This is a genomic window from Bradyrhizobium sp. 190 (genome assembly GCF_023073415.1).
Lineage (GTDB): Bacteria > Pseudomonadota > Alphaproteobacteria > Rhizobiales > Xanthobacteraceae > Bradyrhizobium.
In genome coordinates, this window is sequence record NZ_JADPJL010000008.1 from 788,382 (window position 1) to 807,969 (window position 19,588).

General features: G+C 61.2%; 17 protein-coding genes. 14 read left to right on the forward strand and 3 right to left on the reverse strand.

Going from position 1 to position 19,588, the window contains the following annotated elements; all coding sequences use genetic code 11:
• The first annotated feature begins 237 nt into the window (after positions 1-237).
• The 4 genes from IVB22_RS07640 to IVB22_RS07655 all read left to right on the forward strand — a co-directional run bounded on the left by IVB22_RS07640 (position 238) and on the right by IVB22_RS07655 (position 7,086).
• Positions 238-3,429, forward strand: a complete 3,192-nt coding sequence (locus IVB22_RS07640) for an efflux RND transporter permease subunit (RefSeq protein WP_247516679.1) — start codon at positions 238-240, stop codon at positions 3,427-3,429.
• The gene (locus IVB22_RS07645) at positions 3,426-4,691 is read left to right on the forward strand and encodes an efflux RND transporter periplasmic adaptor subunit (RefSeq protein WP_247516680.1); all 1,266 of its coding nucleotides are present in this window, start codon (positions 3,426-3,428) and stop codon (positions 4,689-4,691) included. Before IVB22_RS07640 ends, IVB22_RS07645 begins: the two co-directional genes overlap by 4 nt.
• Positions 4,692-5,022: 331 nt before the next feature.
• Complete coding sequence (locus IVB22_RS07650; protein ID WP_247516974.1) at positions 5,023-5,700, forward strand: response regulator transcription factor; 678 nt, start codon at positions 5,023-5,025, stop codon at positions 5,698-5,700.
• A gap of 21 nt (positions 5,701-5,721) precedes the next feature.
• Positions 5,722-7,086: a HAMP domain-containing sensor histidine kinase gene (locus IVB22_RS07655; RefSeq protein ID WP_247516681.1), complete on the forward strand. Its 1,365-nt coding sequence runs from the start codon at positions 5,722-5,724 to the stop codon at positions 7,084-7,086.
• A 22-nt stretch (positions 7,087-7,108) separates the two neighbouring features.
• Here IVB22_RS07655 and IVB22_RS07660 read toward each other — a convergent pair whose 3' ends face one another.
• A complete protein-coding gene (locus IVB22_RS07660) occupies positions 7,109-7,387 on the reverse strand; it encodes a DUF3551 domain-containing protein (protein WP_247516682.1) in 279 nt (92 codons plus the stop codon).
• 270 nt (positions 7,388-7,657) lie between these two features.
• Between IVB22_RS07660 and IVB22_RS07665 the strand changes: the two genes are divergently transcribed.
• The 3 genes from IVB22_RS07665 (at position 7,658) to pncA (ending at position 10,185) form a co-directional block, all read left to right on the forward strand.
• On the forward strand, positions 7,658-8,587 hold the full coding sequence (locus IVB22_RS07665; protein WP_247516683.1) for an oxaloacetate decarboxylase: 930 nt from the start codon (positions 7,658-7,660) through the stop codon (positions 8,585-8,587).
• Positions 8,545-9,153, forward strand: coding sequence for a cytochrome b/b6 domain-containing protein (locus IVB22_RS07670; protein WP_308200360.1), 609 nt, complete (start codon positions 8,545-8,547; stop codon positions 9,151-9,153). The genes IVB22_RS07665 and IVB22_RS07670 overlap by 43 nt, the downstream gene beginning before the upstream one ends.
• A 408-nt stretch (positions 9,154-9,561) precedes the next feature.
• Positions 9,562-10,185 (forward strand): bifunctional nicotinamidase/pyrazinamidase, encoded by a 624-nt coding sequence (gene pncA, locus IVB22_RS07675; protein ID WP_247516684.1) that lies wholly within the window; start codon positions 9,562-9,564, stop codon positions 10,183-10,185.
• 11 nt (positions 10,186-10,196) lie between these two features.
• Here pncA and IVB22_RS07680 read toward each other — a convergent pair whose 3' ends face one another.
• Complete coding sequence (locus IVB22_RS07680; RefSeq protein ID WP_374207482.1) at positions 10,197-10,799, reverse strand: ANTAR domain-containing response regulator; 603 nt, start codon at positions 10,797-10,799, stop codon at positions 10,197-10,199.
• A complete protein-coding gene (locus IVB22_RS07685; RefSeq protein ID WP_247516686.1) occupies positions 10,796-11,977 on the reverse strand; it encodes a transporter substrate-binding domain-containing protein in 1,182 nt (393 codons plus the stop codon). The genes IVB22_RS07680 and IVB22_RS07685 overlap by 4 nt, the downstream gene beginning before the upstream one ends.
• A gap of 346 nt (positions 11,978-12,323) precedes the next feature.
• Between IVB22_RS07685 and IVB22_RS07690 the strand changes: the two genes are divergently transcribed.
• The 7 genes from IVB22_RS07690 (at position 12,324) to IVB22_RS07720 (ending at position 19,567) form a co-directional block, all read left to right on the forward strand.
• Entirely contained in the window at positions 12,324-13,841 is a 1,518-nt protein-coding gene (locus tag IVB22_RS07690) for an amidase (RefSeq protein ID WP_247516687.1), read from the forward strand.
• A 67-nt stretch (positions 13,842-13,908) separates the two neighbouring features.
• Complete coding sequence (locus tag IVB22_RS07695; protein WP_247516688.1) at positions 13,909-14,907, forward strand: acetamidase/formamidase family protein; 999 nt, start codon at positions 13,909-13,911, stop codon at positions 14,905-14,907.
• A 30-nt stretch (positions 14,908-14,937) separates the two neighbouring features.
• Positions 14,938-16,161, forward strand: coding sequence for an ABC transporter substrate-binding protein (locus IVB22_RS07700; RefSeq protein ID WP_247516689.1), 1,224 nt, complete (start codon positions 14,938-14,940; stop codon positions 16,159-16,161).
• A 40-nt stretch (positions 16,162-16,201) separates the two neighbouring features.
• Positions 16,202-17,068: a branched-chain amino acid ABC transporter permease gene (locus tag IVB22_RS07705; RefSeq protein WP_247516690.1), complete on the forward strand. Its 867-nt coding sequence runs from the start codon at positions 16,202-16,204 to the stop codon at positions 17,066-17,068.
• Positions 17,065-18,141, forward strand: a complete 1,077-nt coding sequence (locus IVB22_RS07710; RefSeq protein WP_247516691.1) for a branched-chain amino acid ABC transporter permease — start codon at positions 17,065-17,067, stop codon at positions 18,139-18,141. The genes IVB22_RS07705 and IVB22_RS07710 overlap by 4 nt, the downstream gene beginning before the upstream one ends.
• Positions 18,141-18,863: an ATP-binding cassette domain-containing protein gene (locus IVB22_RS07715; protein ID WP_247516692.1), complete on the forward strand. Its 723-nt coding sequence runs from the start codon at positions 18,141-18,143 to the stop codon at positions 18,861-18,863. The genes IVB22_RS07710 and IVB22_RS07715 overlap by 1 nt, the downstream gene beginning before the upstream one ends.
• On the forward strand, positions 18,860-19,567 hold the full coding sequence (locus tag IVB22_RS07720) for an ABC transporter ATP-binding protein (protein ID WP_247516693.1): 708 nt from the start codon (positions 18,860-18,862) through the stop codon (positions 19,565-19,567). Before IVB22_RS07715 ends, IVB22_RS07720 begins: the two co-directional genes overlap by 4 nt.
• Positions 19,568-19,588 lie beyond the last annotated feature (21 nt).

Here is a 19,588-nt window from a genome sequence, read left to right on the forward strand (position 1 = left end):
CAGCGTCTCGCGCGTTCTTGGAATCATAAACTGGTTTTTAATTGAGGGCGATCGATTGGGCCGTCATGTTCAGCGTATCTCGATTCTCCCCGCGAGAACGGCTTAAAAAAATGTTTGGGTGAAACGCAAGGCCGGGCCGTGAGTAACTCGTGCGCGTAAAACGCAGATGCGGAGGTAGGATGATCTTGTTCTCGCGCAAATTCATTCGCGCAAGCCCGCGCACCAGGAATTGAGCCAATGGGCATCGTTCGTTTCGCTCTGAAATTTCCACACACATTCTACGTGGTCGCCGCCCTGGTGCTATTCCTGGGCGTCGTCGCATCCATCAAGATGCCGACGGACATCTTTCCGGAAATCAACATCCCCGTGGTGACGGTGGTCTGGAGCTATACCGGTCTCAGCACGCCGGAGATGGAACAGCGCGTCACCACCTATAGCCAGTACGCCATCAGCTCGAATGTCAGCGGCATCAAGAACATCGAGGCGCAGACGATGGCCGGCCTTTCGGTGCAGAAGATCTACTTCCAGCCGGACGTCAATCTCGACCTCGCGATCGCTCAGATCGTCTCAGCGACCAATGCCATCCGTGCGTTGTTGCCGCCCGGCATTCAGGCGCCGCTGGTAGTGCAGTTCAATGCATCCAGTGTGCCCGTGCTGCAGATCAGCTTGAGTTCCGACACCCTCAGCGAACAGCAGCTCTATGATTACGGCATCTACCGGATTCGCCAGCAACTGGCGCCCATCCCCGGCATCACGTTGCCGACGCCGGCCGGCGGAAAGTACCGCCAGATCATGGTCGATCTGGATCCCTCAAAGCTGCTTGCCAAGGGACTTACGCCGCTCGACGTGGTGAACGCCGTCAATGCGCAGAACCTGACGCTGCCCGCAGGCACGGCCAAATTCGGCCACACGCAATACGCGGTCCGTACCAACGCCACGCCGGCCTCCATCGACGACCTCAACAACATTCCGATCAAGGTCGTCAATGGCGCGACCATCTTCGTGAAGGACGTAGGCCAGGTTCACGATGGCTGGCTGGTGCAGCAGAACGTGGTGCGGCAGAACGGCCGGCGCTCCGTGCTGCTCAGTATCATCAAGAACGGCAACGCCTCGACGCTGAGCGTCGTCAATGCCGTCCATGAGGCGCTTAAGACTGCACGCGCCGCGGCGCCTCCGGGCATGCAGATCAACGAGCTGTTCGATCAGTCGGTCTTCGTCAAGCAGTCGGTGGCCGGCGTGCTGCGCGAGGGCGCGATCGCGGCCGGTCTCACGGCACTGATGATATTGCTGTTCCTGGGATCGTGGCGTTCGACCCTGGTGGTGATGATCTCGATTCCGCTGTCGATCCTCACTTCGCTGGTCGCGCTGTACTTCCTCGGCGAGACGCTGAATACGATGACGCTCGGCGGCTTGGCGCTGGCGGTCGGCATTCTGGTGGACGATTCCACCGTCACGATCGAAAATACCCATCGCCTGCTCACCGAGGAAGGGCTGCCGCTGCCGCAGGCGACGCTGCACGGTGCTGCCGGCATAGCGATTCCGACGCTGGTGTCGACCCTTGCCATCAGTTGTGTCTTCACCTCGGTGGTGTTCCTCGACGGACCGGCGAAATTTCTGTTCACCCCGCTGGGACTTGCGGTGGTGTTCGCGATGTTGGCGTCCTACGGCCTGTCGCGAACCCTGACGCCCATCGTCATCGGATTGCTGCTCAAGGGCGAGAATCATGGCCCGGCCGCTGGCCCTGCGAGCGGCTTCTTCGCGCGCTTTCATGCCGCTTTCGAGCGTCGTTTCGAGACGATGCGGCACGGCTATTCACGCTCGCTCGCCGGGCTGATCGAGCATCGCCTTGTCATTCCAATGTTCATGTTATTGCTGTTGGCGCTCGGGGTCGTGACGTTTCCGTTCGTCGGCCGCGACTTCTTTCCCGCGATCGACGGCGGACAGATCCAGCTTCATGTCCGCGCGCCTGCAGGAACGCGGATCGAGGCCACGGAGAAGATCTTCCAAGAGGTGGAAAACAAGATCCGTGAAATCATTCCTGAGAGCGAGCGTGATCTGATCGTCGACAATATCGGCTTGCCAGCGCGGGCCTACAATCTGGCGTTCACCGATGGCTCGACCATTGGCGTCAATGACGGCGTCATCCTGGTGTCGATGAAGGATGGCCACCGGCCGACCGGCGAATATATTCGCAAGCTGAGGGAAGCTCTGCCCGCGGCATTTCCAGAAAGCACCTTCTATTTCCAGGCCGCCGACATCGTCACGCAAATCCTCAATTTTGGCCTGCCGGCGCAAATCGACGTCCGCACTGTAGGGTACGACAAGGACAACAATCTGCGCGTCGCCAACGAACTGCGCCGGCGGATTGCGGCGATACCGGGGATCGCGGATGCGCACCTGCAGCAGGAGGTCGATGCGCCGGCATTCTATGCCGATATCGACCGCACCCGCGCCGCGCAGCTCGGGCTGAACGCGAACACCATCGCCACCAACGTCAATGTCAGCCTGAGTTCGTCGGAGCAGGTCACCCCCAATTTCTGGACCGATCCGAAATCGGGAATTCCGTATTATCTCGCGGTGCAGACGCCGGAGAGCAAGATCAGTTCGCTCAATGATCTTCGCAATACGCCGGTCTCGACCGGGATCTCCACTACCCTGACCGACGTTCCCGTGCCCGGCCTGCTCAGCAACGTCACGACCTTCCGGCGCGGCAGCGTGCCGACCAATGCCAATCAGGCCAATATTCAGCCGGTCTATGAGGTCTATGCAAGCGTGCAGGACCGCGATCTCGGCAGTGTCGCCCACCAGATCAGCGGCATCGTGTCTGATCTGCAGAAGCAGCTCAAACCCGGAAACACCATCCAGGTGATCGGCCAGATCCAGAGCATGAACGGCGCGTTCATCAATCTCGGCATCGGATTGCTGTTTGCCGCGGTGTTCGTCTATTTGCTGATGGTCGTGAACTACCAGAATTTCGGCGACCCGTTCGTCGTTATCCTGGCGCTGCCGGCGACGCTGTGCGGCATCCTCACCATGCTGTTCATCACAGGCACCACGCTGAACGTGCCTTCGCTGATGGGAGCGATCATGGCGGTTGGCGTCGCGTCGGCAAACTCCATTCTGCTGGTGACGTTCGCCCGCGAGCAGCAGCTTGCCGGCAAGACGGCATTCCAGGCCGCCATCGAGGCCGGGCACACCCGGATCCGGCCGGTGCTGATGACGGCTGCCGCGATGATCGTCGGCATGGTCCCGATGGCGATCGGGGCGCCGGGCGAAGAACAGAACGCCGCGCTGGCGCGGGCGGTGATCGGCGGCTTGCTGTTCGCCACGCCGACGACGCTGCTGGTGGTGCCGTATCTCTTCGCCATGCTGCGCAAGGGCAATGACGGCGAGCAACATCACGGGGTATTCGACGAGGTGCTGGAATGAATTTCAACCCGCCTTTGAACATTGAGCCGGAAACTTCGCAGGAGACGGCCAAGGGATCCGAACAGCCTCGTGTCGGCCAGAGACGACGGCTCGGCCGGCTTTCGCTCTTCGGGGCCGCCCTCGCGCTGGGAACGGCGCTGGCTTCCGGGGCATGGAGCCACTATGAGCAGCATCGTCAGGTGGTGGCCACCGCAGAGCAGGGCCGCGACTTGATTCCGCAGGTTCGTGTAGCGGCCGTGCGGCCGAGCGCCGGTACCGAAATCATCACTCTGCCGGCCACCACCTCGGCGTTCTCGGCCGCCAACGTCTTTGCGCGTGCCAGCGGCTACATCGACAAGCGTGAGGTCGATATCGGCGACCGCGTGAAAACGGGACAGTTGCTGGCCGAAATCGTGGCGCCGGAACTGGATCATCAGATCGCGCAGGCGGAGGCGATGCTCGGTCAGCTCAAGGCGGCGCTGCAACAGGCCCAGGCGAACCGCGAGCTCGCCAAGGTCACGTGGGATCGCGACGGGCCGCTGGTGAAGCAGGGGTGGCTGACCGCCCAGCAAGGCACGACTGACGTCCAGACCCTGAAGGCGCAGGAAGCAGCGGTCTCGGTCGCGCAAGCCAACGTGGTAGCGGAAGAGGCGCAGTTGCAGGTGTTGCACCAGCAGAAGCTCTACCAGCGCGTGGTGGCTCCGTTCGACGGCGTCATCACCCAGCGCAACATCGACATCGGCAGCCTGGTGCAGGCCGATTCGACCAGCGGCACCTTCATGTTCACGATCATGCAGGGCAACGTGATCAGGACCCAGGTCTTTGTCCCGCAGGACGAGGCGTTCGGCTTGAAGCCGGGAATCGACGCGCTGGTGCACGTGCCCGAGATTCCGGATCACGCCTTTTCAGGCAAGGTGACCCGGATCGCCGATGCGCTGCAGCCGGGTTCCCGCACCCTGCTGACCGAAATCGACATTCCGAATCCCGATGGCGCGCTGGCGCCGGGAATCTATTGCACGATCGAATTGCACATTCCGCGCAAGACGCCGAGCTTGAGGGTATCCGCCGACGCCGTCATCTTCAACGCGGGCGGGTTGCAGGTTGCCGTGGTCGAGAACGGTGCGGTGCATCTGCGCAAGGTGTCGGTCGTGCGCGATCTCGGGCAGGAGGTCGAGATCAACAGCGGCGTGAAGGCGGGCGATCAGGTGATCCTCAACCCCGCGGTCGATCTGGTTGACGGCAGCAAGGTTCGCATCCGCGCCCCGGCGACGCAGGCGTCCTGAGCTTGCCGTCCGCGGTAGCCTCATTTCTAAAATCCTATTTAATGGCGAGGCAGGCCCTGCGGACCTATGTTGTTCTCCAGAGCGGCCCACCGCACTTGTCCCCCGAGGCGGTGTTGACATGGCCGCCAAGCGGACGGCGCGCGCCACGCCTTGCAGCCCCCGGTGAGGTGGGCGGCGCCGTCCGGCCCTGTGGCGGAGACGCAGTTTCGATGTATGATCCTGGCGCTTGCAGGGAGCTGACGGCATGGCACTGAATATGGTCAGCGTGCGCGACGTTCCCGGGATACCGAACCCGGGTATTGTGAGGAATCTCGCGGCAGTCGAGAAGCATATGACAAGAGTTCTTTTGATCGAGGATGATGGCGAAACGGCCGAGGAGATCAGGGCCGAACTGACCGATCGCGGTTTCGACGTCGATTGGTCGGCGAACGGCATTGAGGGTCTCGACAAGGCGCGTTCGACGCAGCCGGATGCCATCATCGTCGACCGGCTGTTGCCCGGCATGGATGGCCTCACGGTTATCGAGACGCTGCGGAAGGAACAGGTCCGCACCCCCGTGCTGGTGTTGAGCGCGCTCGGCGCGGTGGACGATCGCGTGCGCGGACTGCGAATGGGCGGCGATGACTACCTGACGAAGCCGTTCGCCATCGTCGAGCTGGTTGCGCGGATGGAAGCGTTGCTGCGCCGGCCAGCGGAATCGCGCGAGACGACCCTCAAGGTCGGAGCGCTGGAGCTCGACCTGATCGAGCGTACTGGAAGACGAGGGGATCGCGGGATCGAATTGCTGCCGCGCGAGTTTCGCCTTCTGGAGTACATGATGCGCCGTCCGGATCAGTTGCTGACGCGGGCCATGCTGCTCGAGGAGGTCTGGCACTACAAATTCGTGCCTGCGACCAATCTGGTCGATGTGCATATGGGGCGCCTTCGCCACAAGGTGGACGGCCCTGACGAAGCGCCAATGATCCACAATGTTCGCGGTGCCGGCTTCATCCTTCGCGCCGTGCCTTGAAACCTGGGCGGCGAAATCCCGATGCGCCATCTGCAATTCGCGCGCTCGAACACCTTCCGCTGGGCGTTCATGGTGGCCGGCGTGTTCGCGGCCTTCATCCTGGTGCTGTTTGGATTCATCTACTGGCAGATCGACGGTTATCTGATCGCGCGATCCGACCGCGTGATAACGGCGCAACTGGACGGAATAGCCGGCCTTTCGCCTGAACGGCGTCTGGAGGCAACCGAAGAGCGCCTGAGGCAGGATCCCCGCGGCGTGCAGGTCGCGGCGATCTTCGCCGCCGACGGCCGCCGCATGATCGGAAATGTGGAGCAGCTGCCTGCCGAATTGCGGATCGACGGTCCGGCGCAAGGCGCAGATATCGTCAGGATCGATCGGGGGGACAAGGAGCGGCAGACGATCCGCGCGATTGCACAGCGGATGACTAATGGCGACGTGCTGCTGCTCGGACGCAAGGTCGACGAGGCCACCGAGATCTCCCATGTCGTCGGGCAGGCGCTTGCGCTCGGTCTGCTGCCCGGGTTTCTCCTCTGCCTGCTGGCGGGCGCATGGCTCAGCGTGCGTGCGCAGAGGCGGGTCGAGGAGGTCAATCAACGGGTTCGGCGCATCATCGCCGGCGATCTCAGCGAGCGGCTGCCGCACCGTGCCGTCGACGAGCCGTTCTCGAAGCTCGCGGTCATCGTCAACGGCATGCTGGATGAAATGGAAACGATGATCCACGCGCTTGCCGGGGTCGGCAACGATATCGCCCATGATTTGCGGACGCCGCTGACCCGCGCCCGGCTTGCGCTGGAGCGCGGGCGTACCAACGCCCATTCGCTGGAGCAGCTTCAGGCGGTCGTGGACAAGGCCATCGCCGGCATCGATCAGTCACTGACGATCATCACCGCGCTGTTGCGCTTGGCCGAGATAGAAAACAGCCGCCGCTCGGCCGCCTTCGACGACGTTGCCCTGCAGGACATGCTGCGTGAGGTGGGCGATATCTACGAACCGATCGCGGAAAACAAGAATATCGCCCTGCATGTCGAGGCACCTCATCCGCTCTCCGTGCGCGGCGACCGCGACTTGCTGATCGAGGCGGTCGCCAACCTCGTCGACAACGCCATCAAGTTCACGCCGGAGGGCGGAACGGTGGACATAGGGTTGAGGCGCAGTGGAGACGGAACCGTCGTGAGCGTGAACGATAGCGGGCCCGGCATCAGCGAACAGGAGCGCGAAGCCGTGCTGCGGCGATTTTATCGCTCCGACAAGATTCGAAATACGCCGGGCGTCGGTCTTGGCCTCAGCCTCGTCGCCGCCATCGTGAAGCTGCATGGTTTTCGCCTGACGATCCAACCGGGGCCGGCCTGCAGGGTGGAGATTGCTTGTCCGGACCGGCGCGATTGAAGGCGATCGCGTCGCCTCCCGCTCACCGCAGGGAGCGATCGCGGCCGGCGCCCCAGGGGCGTTCGTGCTCGTCATCGCGAACGGTCTTGCCGTAGCATTCGGCGGCAAGTCCTGACGCGGTGGCCTGACATTGCGCGTAGCTTGTGAAACTGCAGTCGGTGCCACCCTCGTCATATGACAGGCAATAGTGGCCCAACGGCACAATCGGTCCGGCCTGCGCCGTGGAAGCTGTCGCCGGGAAGAATGCAAGTGCGGAAAAAGCGATTGTCGAGGCAATCGCGACCTTCTGAATCGTTCTCATGGTCATAGTCCATCTAGGTCCTGCCCAATCCTGAGATGGGGTGCGATGTCGATGAAATCGATTATATAAAAATTCATTCTGCTTGCTGGTATCGTCGATGCGATGACGGGCCATCAGCGAGTCGTGATCGGCCGAACCCGCAAATGAATTTGTATTTAATTGGTGTGAGGTGGCCTCGTGCATATCTTTTTGAGTGCGCCGAATTAGGTCCAACACGGAAAGCATCGACTGCCCGGGGGCAGACCGCGCACTTATACGTTGGAGTGTTCCATGTACTCCGACGAGCGTCAAATCCGGGAGAGAGGCTACGGGCCAAAATCAGTTGAGGAGATCACAGTGAGATCTAACGCCTTAAGAACATTCATTGAGGAAAAGTCGTTTGTGACCTGTCCCGGGGTCTTCGACTTGGTCTCCGCCAAGCTCGCCGATCGTACCAAGGCCGATGCGCTTTACATGACAGGCTATGGGGTCGTGGCGTCCTATCTCGGACTGCCCGATGCCGGCCTGGCGACCTACTCACAGATGCTCGATCGCGTGCAGGCTATCGTCCAAACCGTGCGCAAGCCGCTGATCGCCGACGGGGATACCGGTTACGGTGGCCTGCTCAACGTTCATCATACAGTTCGTGGCTACGAGAAGGCTGGGGCGGCAGCGATCCAGCTTGAAGATCAGCAGAGTCCTAAGAAATGCGGCCACACGCCGAACCGCCACGTGATCCCCGTCAATGAAATGATCAACAAGCTGACGGTCGCAACCGATGCGCGCTCTTCAAAAGACTTCCTGATCATCGCGCGCACCGATGCTCGCACGGCGCTCGGCCTCGACGAGGCGATCCACCGTGGCGAGGCATATGCCAAAGCCGGGGCGGACATTATTTTCATCGAGAGTCCGGAATCGGAAGCGGAGATGCGAAAGATCGGATCGTCCCTGGACGTGCCGCTGCTGTCAAATCAGCTGCACGGGGGCCGGACCCCCATCCTCAGCCAGGATAAACTCAGGGAAATCGGGTACCGGATGGCGATTTATCCGACAGCGGGCCTGCTCGCCACCGCTTATGCACTGAACAATGTCTATGGTTCGCTGGCCGACGGCAAGCCGGTGCAGGCGCCGATCTATGACTTCAACGAGTTCAGCTCGTTGATTGGCTTTCAGGAGGTGTGGGAATTCGAGAAGAAGTACGCCTCGCTGGAAGCGGATTGAGCCGCGGCATAACTGTTCACTCAGAAAGTGCACCGGAGATCTATGACCGCAAGACGGTCACGCTGCACTGGGTGACCGCAATCCTCGTTGCGATCGAGTTTCTGATCGGCAGAACGACGGGCCTTCTGCCGCGTGGCCCGCTTCGGGTCGACATCTGGTCCGTGCACGTCCTGTTCGGGTTTGCGTTCTCCGGCGTGGTGGTGGTGGGGTTGCTTTGGCGCACGACGCACGGCCGTAGATTGTCGCCGCTAAACGGCGGTGTCCTCCACTTGACCGCGGTGGCAACGCACCGGCTGCTCGATCTTCTATTGCTCATCATGGTTGCGCTGGGCATCACCAATGTGTTTGCGCATGTTTTTCCGCTATTCAATCTTTGGCACTTTCCGAAATTCGGCGGAGACGAATTCATGCGCAGCATCAATGCATGGCACGGATTGATCGCAAATGTGATTATCACCGTAGCACTGTTTCATTCCGCGGCCGCGCTTTTCCATCACCATGTGATCAAGGACGAGGTCTCGCGCGGGATGTGGCCGACCCTGCCAGGTCGTGCGAACAAACATTGAAGCGGAAGACGACGAGACCGCCATGTTGGCGCAAAGCGGTCGGTGACGTTCAGACGTTAGATCTCCTAGCTGCGGCTGGCTGGACCTAGCTCAAACTTCTCCATGATGGATTTGAGAAAAAGCTCAGTATTTTCAATCGGTTGTAGGATTGTGTGTGCACTGGGAGATCAAAGAAAATCCAGAAACAGCCAACGGGGGCAGCTGCCGAAAGCGCTTCAATGCCAGCGGCGGGCCGATGTTTCGGGAGGGCAAATTAAATGGTCGCTTCTTCTCATTGCGGCCGTCGAACCGTGACGCCCGCATGCCGGCTGCAGCAAGCGGCCGCGAATAATCGCCCGCTTGCATTCCTGCTGTCAGCGCCCTTGTCTTGCGCTAGAGTTCAGTGCTCAAGACAAACACAGGTCCAGAATGCTGATCCGGCCAGGCAACGATGATTTGCTGCTTATAATCGATGTGCAGAACGATTTCTGCCCCGGCGGAGCGCTTGCGGTTGCCGACGGCGACGCGGTGGTGCCGGTCATCAATCGCCTCGCCGAACGCTTTGATCACATCGTGCTGACCCAGGACTGGCATCCGCCAAACCACAGCTCTTTTGTGACGTCGCATCCGGGAGCCAACCCCTTCGACCGCGTCGCCATGCCATATGGCGAGCAAACCCTCTGGCCCGAACATTGCCGGCAGGGAACTGCCGGGGCGGAGTTTCACCCGGAACTGGCGATCGACCGGGCAGAACTGATCATCCGGAAAGGCTTTCGCACCGAGATCGATTCCTATTCGGGATTCTTTGAAAACGACCGGCACACGCCCACCGGTCTCGCCGGTTATTTGCGCGACCGCGGTTTGCGGCGAATCTTCATGGTCGGACTCGCTACCGATTTTTGCGTCCATTATTCCGCCGTGGACGCGCGCCGGCTCGGCTTCGACGCCGTGCTTGTCGAGAGTGGATGCCGGGCGATCGATCTGGCGGGCTCGCTGGACGCCGCCTGGGCAGGGATGGCCGAGGCCGGCGTGCAGCGTGTCAACGATCTTTAGTGCTGTAATTGCTATGCGGTTCGTGTGTTCCGGTTCGGCATTCCCCCGGCCGCGATGATTTCCGCGCTCAAGACCTCGATCGTCGTGCGATGGCGCATCGCGGTCTGTCGAATGAGTGCGAACGCATCCGTCTCCGACATATCGTGACCGCGCATGATCTGCAGAACGGCAGAGAGCACGACGCGCCGAGATCGAATGCGATCCTCCAGCTTTTCTATGTGTGCCGCGTCTTCAACCCTTCGTTGGGCGGAATCGAACGCAACCACCAGCGCGGTGTATAGTCCCGCCGATCGCAGCGGCTTGACGAGAAAAGACGCCGGCCGCAGATCGAGCAGCCATTTCAACCGGCTGGGCGTTTCCGTCCCGATCAGCGCGATGATCGGCACGCTGCCTTTCCATAATGTGGCCTGATCGGACTTGATGGGAATGGCGTCCGCATCCATCAGGATGACGTCAACGGCCTGGTTCGGCGGTGGCGGCCCGGCCGGATCGTGCTCTGAAATCGTCATGCCGAGACGGCTGAGCTGGCGGCGCACGATAGAAATTTCGCGCTCATCTCTCATCACCATGAGAGCGCGACGGCCGCGAACGGAGAAGGGCGAGGGCCTGGTCATTTCACGATACGCAGATGGGTTGAGCGCTTCGTCATTGCATCATTGCTCTTTCCCGGCCTCATGCCAATCGCTGCGAGATCGAGGTTCGAAAGATAGGGATCGGGACGTTCAGGGGCATCCGCCTCCCAGAAGATGTTGAACTGACATCCAGGCACGGAGCGTGCCAATCGCGGCGTCAGGAAGCAGTGATTGTTGTCGGGGTCGACCCATACCGGCCCCTGCGGGGAATCGTAGCGATGATTTGCCGCAGCGCGCCGCACGGCGCCGACGTCCGCCGAACCCGCGCGGCGGATGGCGCGAGCAAGCAGCATGACGCAGACATAAGTCGACTGTCCATCGACGGAGGGACTGCTGCCCGCGCCGTGGCGGGCCTTCCACCGCGCCACAAAAGCGCGATTTTCGAGCCCCTCGATGCTCTCGAAATAAGCAGATGAGGTGATGCATCCGACCGACGCCGCCGACCCGATCAGCTTGAGCTCGGGCTCGCACAGGCTGCAGCTCAGCATCGGAATCGAGAGGCCGGCATGCGACGCCGCCGCGTGCAGGGCGCGCATGAAGGCGTAGCTTGATTCACCCACCAGCGTATTGAACACAACCGGCGGCCTTCGGTCGACGACCTCATTGACGATGTGGTCCACGGCGGTCTCGCCGAGCTCCAGCAGTCGTTCGGCAAGAATATGTCCGCCTGCGCTGGTCACAATTTCACGGATGACCCGGTTCATTTCCCAGGTCCAGATATAGTTCGACCCGATGCAGAACACGTCAGTTGCGATGTGGTCCAGCATATGGCGCACGAGCGGCACGACGTGCTGATTGGGCGCGGCTCCGACATAGATGACGTTGTCGCTGCTTTCGAACCCTTCATACCGTGCCGGGTGCCAGAGCAACCGCTCGGTCCGTTCGACAATCGGGATGACCTGCTTGCGTGAGGCCGACGTGTAACAGCCGACGATATGATCGACATGCTCTTCGCGGATAAGATCTGCGCAGGCGGTATGATACCGGGCGACAACCCCGCCGGGGTCGCGCAGGTGAGGCGTGAACGTGAAATCGAATCCTTCGCTCTGATTGATTTCGTCGACCGCCATCAACGCGCTTTTGCGCATCTCGCCAGCCATCATGGCGTAAGGTCCCGACTGGGAAAATACGAGGCCAAGAGGGATGGACGGCTTGGTCATCAAGTAGCTCGGGTGCTGTGCGGCAACTGTCTCTTCGCAGGAAAGCAGGCTTTGTTGCCTCGTATCATCAATCTGCGCTGCGCGTCATTCAAGCTATAAGCATAAAAAAGGTGCTGGCTTCGCATTGACAAGGCCGGCGACGCTAAGACAGAATATCTCGGTACGTGAATGCGTGCATGGCGAAAGAGTTCTCGCGCAGCCGATGACGTCTGAGTGAAGACTTCCAAGTTTCGTTCTGCATCGTAACCTACGCGACCACCGATATCAGCGGCATTGATGCCATTCGGGGCCTTTTCGGGCCGCGGATGGCTTTTTTCGTTTTGTCTCCCAAAGACGGGAAATGGGCATGGCAGTTCGCCTTCCGACGCTGGACCAGATTGATCGTCTCGGATCTGACTTTGGTCTCGTTCTCACCGCAGACGAGATTGCTGGATTTCAGGAGGCCTTCAAGGGACCGCTGGCCTCCTACGGCCGGTTGGACGAGTTGGTGCCGCCAGCCCTGGCGCCGATTGCGCCGCGATCGCCGGGCTACCGGCCTGCGGCATCGGAAAATCCTTACGGCGCCTGGTACTGGAAAACGAATATCAAGACTGGCGCGGAAGGACTGTTGAGCGGCAAGAAGGTCGCGATCAAGGACAACATCTGTGTCGCCGGCGTCCCGATGATGAACGGCTCGGCGCTGCTTGAAGGTTATGTGCCGGAACTTGATGCTACCGTCGTAACACGGATCCTCGAAGCCGGAGGCACTATCGCCGGCAAGGCCGCCTGCGAGGACCTCTGCTTTTCAGGGGCGAGTCATACCTGCGCAGGCGGCGTGATCCGTAACCCGCATAATCCGGCCCACAGCGCCGGCGGCTCGTCCGGCGGCAGCGCCGCGCTGGTGGCGGCCGGTGAAGTACCGATGGCGCTCGGCGGAGACCAGGGCGGCTCGATCCGTACACCGTCAAGCTGGTGTGGCGTTTATGGTCTGAAGCCGACCTGGGGCCTGGTGCCGACCACCGGCTCCATGCCGATCAGCTACTCCGTCGATCATTGCGGTCCGATGTGCGCGTCGGTTGAGGACGTTGCGCGCCTGTTGACCGTTATCGCTGGCCACGACGGCTGGGATACCCGAACGATCGCAGCGCGCACCGGCGACTATATGGCCGCGCTCGGCAATCCCGCGAAGGGACTGCGCATTGGCGTGCTGCGCGAAGGATTTGGCCATCCGGAGAGCGATCCCGCGGTCAACGAGAAGGTGCGGCAAACCATTGCGGCGCTCGGGCGGGCCGGCATCGCAAGCGAAGAGGTCTCCGTGCCCTGGCATCTCGATGGACCGCATGTCTGGAGCGGCATCATTTTGGAAGGCGCTGCCGAGATGATGCTCAAGGGCTATGGCGTCGGCAACAACATCCAGGGCTACTATCCGCTCTCGATGCAGGAGGCCCTTGCGCGCGGCATGGGGACGCGGATCAACGACGTGTCGCCGACCGTCAAACTGGTGCTGATGCTCGGCGAGTACATGCATCGTCATTATCACGGGCGCTATCATTCGAAGGCGCAAAATCTCCGGGGGCTGCTGCGGCGCGCCTATGACGAGGCGCTTGGAAAATTCGATGCGCTGGTGATGCCGACCATTCCCTTCACCGCAACGCCGATCCCGCCGCCCGATGCGCCGCTGAACACCGTGATCGATACCGCACTTAATATGCAAGCTAACACCTGCTCGTTCGACGTTTCCGGCCATCCTGCCTTCACCGTGCCATGCGGCCGCGTCAATGGTTTGCCGGTCGGTCTGATGCTGGTCGGGCGTCACTTCGAGGAAGCGACATTGATACGTCTGGCTCGGGCGATCGAGGCCGATGGAGACTGGAAGTTGAACTAGGACGAACGAGTCAAATCTGACTTTTGGCGTGCGATTTGCATTGTCGCCAAGCTTCGAGGATCTCGCGATGACCGACGACCTTTGGCTCAAGACCTCGATCATGGCAAAGCGCGGCCTTGCCAAAGGCCAGGCTGGAAAGCGCCATGAGCTCACGATCGAGGGGCAGGGCAATTTTCACTACGTCTATGGACCTTACACGAAGCCGGTTCTCACCATCGACCCCGGCGACATCGTCGCGGTCGAGACCGAAGACGCCTTCGGCGGCGTCATCACCAGCGAGCAGGACAGCCCGACGGCGAAGTTGAAGTTTCCCTTCCTCAATCCGCAATGCGGTCCGATCGCCATTAACGGGATCGAGAAGGGCGATTGTCTGGCCGTGCATATTCATGCCGTGGAGACAAGGGGCGCGCAGCCGGCCGGCAAGACCTGCATTATTCCGGAATTCGGTGGCCTTGTCGGAACGGCGTCCACAGCGTTGCTCAATCCGCCATTACCCGAACGGGTGAGGGTGATGCACGTCGACAAGGATGGCGTGCGCTGGAGCGACAAGATCACGCTGCCTTATCAGCCGTTCATCGGAACCATTGGAATTTCCCCTGAGATCGAGGCGATCTCGTCGCTGCAGCCGGATTATCACGGTGGCAATATGGACCTGCCGGATGTCGCGCCCGGCGCGATCCTGTACTTCCCCGTGCATGTCAAAGGTGGCTTTCTCTATGTCGGCGATTGCCACGCCGCCCAGGGCGATGGCGAATTGTCAGGCGTGGCGATCGAACAGCGTGCCACCGTCACGATGCAGATCGACGTCATCAAGGGCTGGAGCTTTGCCTGGCCGCGGCTTGAGACAAAGGATTTTGTCATGACGATCGGCAGCGCCCGACCGCTCGAAGACGCGGCGCGCATCTCCTATCGCGAACTGGTTCGCTGGATGAGCGCGGATTACGGCTTCGACGAGATCGACGCCTACATGCTGCTCAGCCAGGCCGGACGGATTCGGCTCGGCAACATGGTCGACCCGAAATACACGATGGGCGCGTCAATACTGAAAAAATACCTGATTTCATGAGTCATCGGCAACCGCGAGGAGGACAGGGCCATGAGAGTCAATCGCAGAACGTTTTTGCAAAGTACGGCTGCTACCGCTGCCGCCGGGATGTTTTCCTCCAGCGCTTGGGCGGAAGATCCGATCAACGTGGCCAGCATCCACGATCTCTCCGGCGGCCTCGATATCTACGGCAAGCCGATGGTCGACGCCTTGACCCTTGCCATCGAGGAAGCCAATGCGGCAGGCGGCTTGCTGGGCCGGCAGATCAAGCTGATCAACTACGACACCCAGTCCAACATGCAGCTCTACACGCAGTTCGCGCAGCAGGCGGCGCTGAAGGACAAGGTCGCGGTAGTCCATGGCGGCATCACCTCGGCCTCCCGCGAGGTAATCCGGCCGGTGCTCGGCAAATTCAAGACATTGTATTTCTACAACACCCAATATGAGGGTGGCGTCTGCGACCGCAACCAGTTCGATACCGGCGTGACCCCGGCGCAGACGGTGGAAAAGCTGGTGCCTCACGCCATGAAGAAATGGGGCAAGAAGGTTTACGTGATCGCGGCCGACTACAACTACGGCCAGATCACCTCGCAATGGGTGAAGAAATACGTCACTGAAAATGGCGGCGAGGTACCTTCGATCGACTTCTTCCCGCTCGACGTCACCAATTTCGGCCCGACCATCTCCAAGATCCAGGCGGCGAAGCCCGACTTCGTCTGGTCGGCGCTGGTCGGCGGCGCCCATATCTCGTTCTACCGCCAATGGGCGGCCGCCGGCATGCGCAAGAGCATTCCGATGGCGTCAACCACCTTTGCAGTCGGCAACGAGCACATCGTGCTGTCGCCGGACGAGTGCAACGGCATGCTGGTCTGCTACAACTACTTCCAGGATCTGAAGAACCCGGTGAACGAGAAATTTGTCGCCAGCTTCCACAAGCGGTTTGGCGCCGATTACCCAAACATTACCGAACTTGCGATGGGAACCTACCAGGGGTTCCGGCTATGGGCAGAAGCGGTCAAGAAGGCCGGGAGCGTCGATCGGATCAAGGTTATCGATGCTCTCGAGACCGGGATCAGCATCGATGCGCCGTCCGGCAAGGTCACGATCGATCCGCCGACGCATCATTGCGTGCTCGACGTGCACATCGCCGAAGTTGCCGACAAGAAGCTCAAGGTGCTCGAAGATTTCGCCCAGCAGAAGCCGGCCGATACCGCTGCTGTCTGCGACCTCATCAAGAACCCGAACGACAACCAGCAATACGTAATCAAGATTTGAGGGCGGGTCTGCCCCCGGATCTTGCTTGGGAAAGGTGAACGTGGGTCTCGTTGCTCTCCTGGCAATCCAGGTCCTTTACGCGATAGCCAGCCTGGCGCTGATCAGCGTCGGGCTGGCGATTATCTTCGGCATGATGCGCGTCATCAACCTCGCCCATGGCGAGTTCCTGATGCTCGGCGGTTATGCGGCGATCGTTGCGACCAGCCACGGCATCAGCATCTGGCTGTCGATGCTGGTGGTCGCGCCTATCGTGGTCGGCATCATCGGCGTCGTCGTCGAGCGCACCATTATCCGCTTTCTTTATGGTCGCATGATCGACACCATGCTCGCGACCTGGGGTCTCAGCCTGTTCCTGGTCGGGCTGACGACGGCGATCTTCGGCAATACCACCGTCGGCATTTCGGCGCCGCTCGGCAGTTTCCAGATCGGCGCCTATCGCACCAGCGCCTACACGCTGTTCGTGATCGCGGTTGCGGCCGTGGTGCTGGCGGCGATCTTCGCCGTGATGCGCTGGACACGGCTCGGGCTGATTGCCCGTGGCACGATGCAGAACGCCAACATGGCGGCGGCGCTTGGTGTCAATCCGCCCCGCGTCTACGCTATTACTTTCGGCGTCGGCGCCGCGTTGTCGGGTCTCGCCGGCGCCGTGCTGGCGCCGGTCTCCGGCGTGTTTCCGACCATCGGCGTCGCCTATATCGCCAAATCCTTCATCACGGTGATCGGCGGTGGCGCCGCTATCCTCACCGGCACGGTTTCGGCGTCCGCGCTGTTCGGCACGATCAATCAGATCGCTACCTTCGTCACCACGCCCGTGTTCGGCGAGGTGGCCTTGCTCGGCGCCGCCATCGTCCTGATCCGCCTGCTGCCGCAAGGCATCACTGGCCGCTTTTTCCGGAGAGGGCTGTGAACGGCCGCGCGCTCAATCTTCTAGGTCTCGGCCTCGTCGGCGTGATTGGCATCGCGTTCCTGGTGCTGATTCCGCGCCTGTTCGAACTCGATGTGGTGCTGGAGCTCACCGTCTACATGATCATGGCGATCCTGGCGCTCAGCCTGGCGCTGATCTGGGGCTATGGGGGCATCCTTTGTTTCGGGCAGTCGGCCTTCTTTGGACTTGGCGCCTACACCTACGCCATCGCGGTGTTCAACATCGGCGAGAGCACGATTCCGCTGCTGCTCGCGATCGTTCTGCCCGCCGCCTTCGCCGCGCTGCTGGGTTATTTCATGTTCTATGGCCGCATCAGCGACGTCTATCTCGGCGTCATCACGCTGACGGTGACGCTGATCCTGTTCAATTCGGTCAATTCCACAGCGGGACCGGAATTCCGCATCGGGTCGGCGCGGCTCGGCGGCTTCAACGGCATTCCCGGCATTCCGCCGCTCAATTTCCCCGGCAACAAGGCTTCACCGATCGACCTCGAGGGTATGTTCTATCTTGCGACTATTTCGCTGCTCCTCGCCTATTTCGGCCTGCGGCTGCTGCTTGCGAGCCGCTTCGGCCGCATCATCGTCGGCATAAGGGAAAACGAACGGCGCGCCGAACTGCTGGGCTATGATCCGCGGGCCTACAAGCTCGCGACCTTCACGATCGGAGGCGCGCTTGCCGGATTTGCCGGTTGCCTGTTCGCCAATTGGGGAAATTTCGTCAGCCCCACGATCTTCGGCCTCGCCCAATCCGCGCAGATCATCATCTGGGTGATTGTCGGCGGGCGTGGCACACTGATCGGTCCGATCGTCGGCTGCATCGGCATTCAATGGCTCACTACCGCGCTCGGCGCCAACCAACCGAGCGGCGGCCCGGATTGGTGGGCCAAGATCTTTGCCAATGCGCCGTTGATCCTCGGTATCATCCTGATCGCGTTCGTATTGCTGGTGCCGAAAGGGCTGGTGCCGACGCTCGGCGATCTCGGCCAATGGCTGCTGTCTTCACGCACCAAGCGGGCCAAGACGCGGCTGGAGCCCAAGCGGGCGGAGGAGGGCTGATGGCCGCACCGCTGCTTCAGACCCGGGATCTCAGCATGCATTTCGGCGGCGTTCGTGCCGTGCGCCACGTCGACTTCTCGCTGGCCGAAGGGGAGCTGCGCTGCCTTATCGGCCCGAACGGCGCTGGCAAGAGCACCTTCTTCAAGATGCTGACCGGGCAGCTGCAGCCAACCCATGGACACGTCCTGTTCCGTGGCCAGGAAATATCCTATGCCCACGCCCATGAGATCGCGCGGCTTGGCATCGGCATCAAGACCCAGGTTCCCAGCGTGTTTGACGGCCTCTCGGTGCGCGAAAACATCTGGCTGGCGGCAAGCCGGATTCATTCCCGGGAGCAAACCAAACGCGTCGTCGACGAGATGCTGGAACGGGTCGGCCTGATCGAAGTGGCCGAACGCTTGGTCGGCCAACTCGCGCATGGGCAGCGGCAATGGGTCGAACTCGGCCTCGTACTGGCCACCGATCCTCAATTGATCCTGCTCGACGAGCCCGCCGCCGGCATGACGCATGAAGAGGTCCACAAGACCGCTGAACTGGTGCGCGAGATCAACCGAACCAAGGCGCTGATCGTCGTCGAGCACGACATGCAGTTCATCCGCATGATCGCCAAGCAGGTCACCGTGTTCAACCAGGGCAGCGTGCTGGTCGAGGACACGGTGGAAAGCATCATGCGCAATCCGCAGGTGCGCGACATCTATCTGGGCAAACAGGCGGCCGCATGATGCTCGATGTGCAGGGACTGCGAACGGGGTATGGCCGCATTCCGATCCTCAACGGGGTGAGCTTCTCCGTCAACGAGGGCGAATTCATCGGCATTCTCGGCCACAACGGCATGGGCAAGACGACGCTCCTGAAAGCGCTGATGGGCTTTTTGCCGGCGACCGGCGGGCGCGTGATGTTTGGCCACGACGACGTCACGACGGTCGAGCCTTATCGGCGCGCACGGCTTGGGCTCGGCTACGTGCCGCAGGGCCGCGAGATCTTCCCTGGGCTTACCGTCTACGAGAATCTGCGCATGGGTTGCAGCACGCAGGACGGCGCCGAGGAGGACATCATCGCAGCCGTGCTGGAGGAGTTTCCCCGCCTGAAGGCGTTGGTCGACCGCACCGGCAGCGCACTGTCGGGCGGCGAACAGCAACTATTGGCGATCGCGCGCTGCCTTTGCGGCGGCCCCCGTCTGGTCCTGCTGGATGAGCCGACGGAGGGCATTCAGCCTTCCATCATCGACGAGATCGTCGAGACCCTGCAGCGTTTGCGGGCCAAGAGCGGGCTCACGATGATCCTGGTCGAGCAGAATCTCGACTTCATCGCTGCGCTCTCGCAACGCATCCTTATCATCCAGAAGGGGGCGATCATCCGGGAGGTGGCGCCGGCCGAACTCGGCGACGCAAGCCTGGTCGGAGAATTCGTCGGTATCGCAACGTAAAGCCCGCTTCTCGCGGGCATG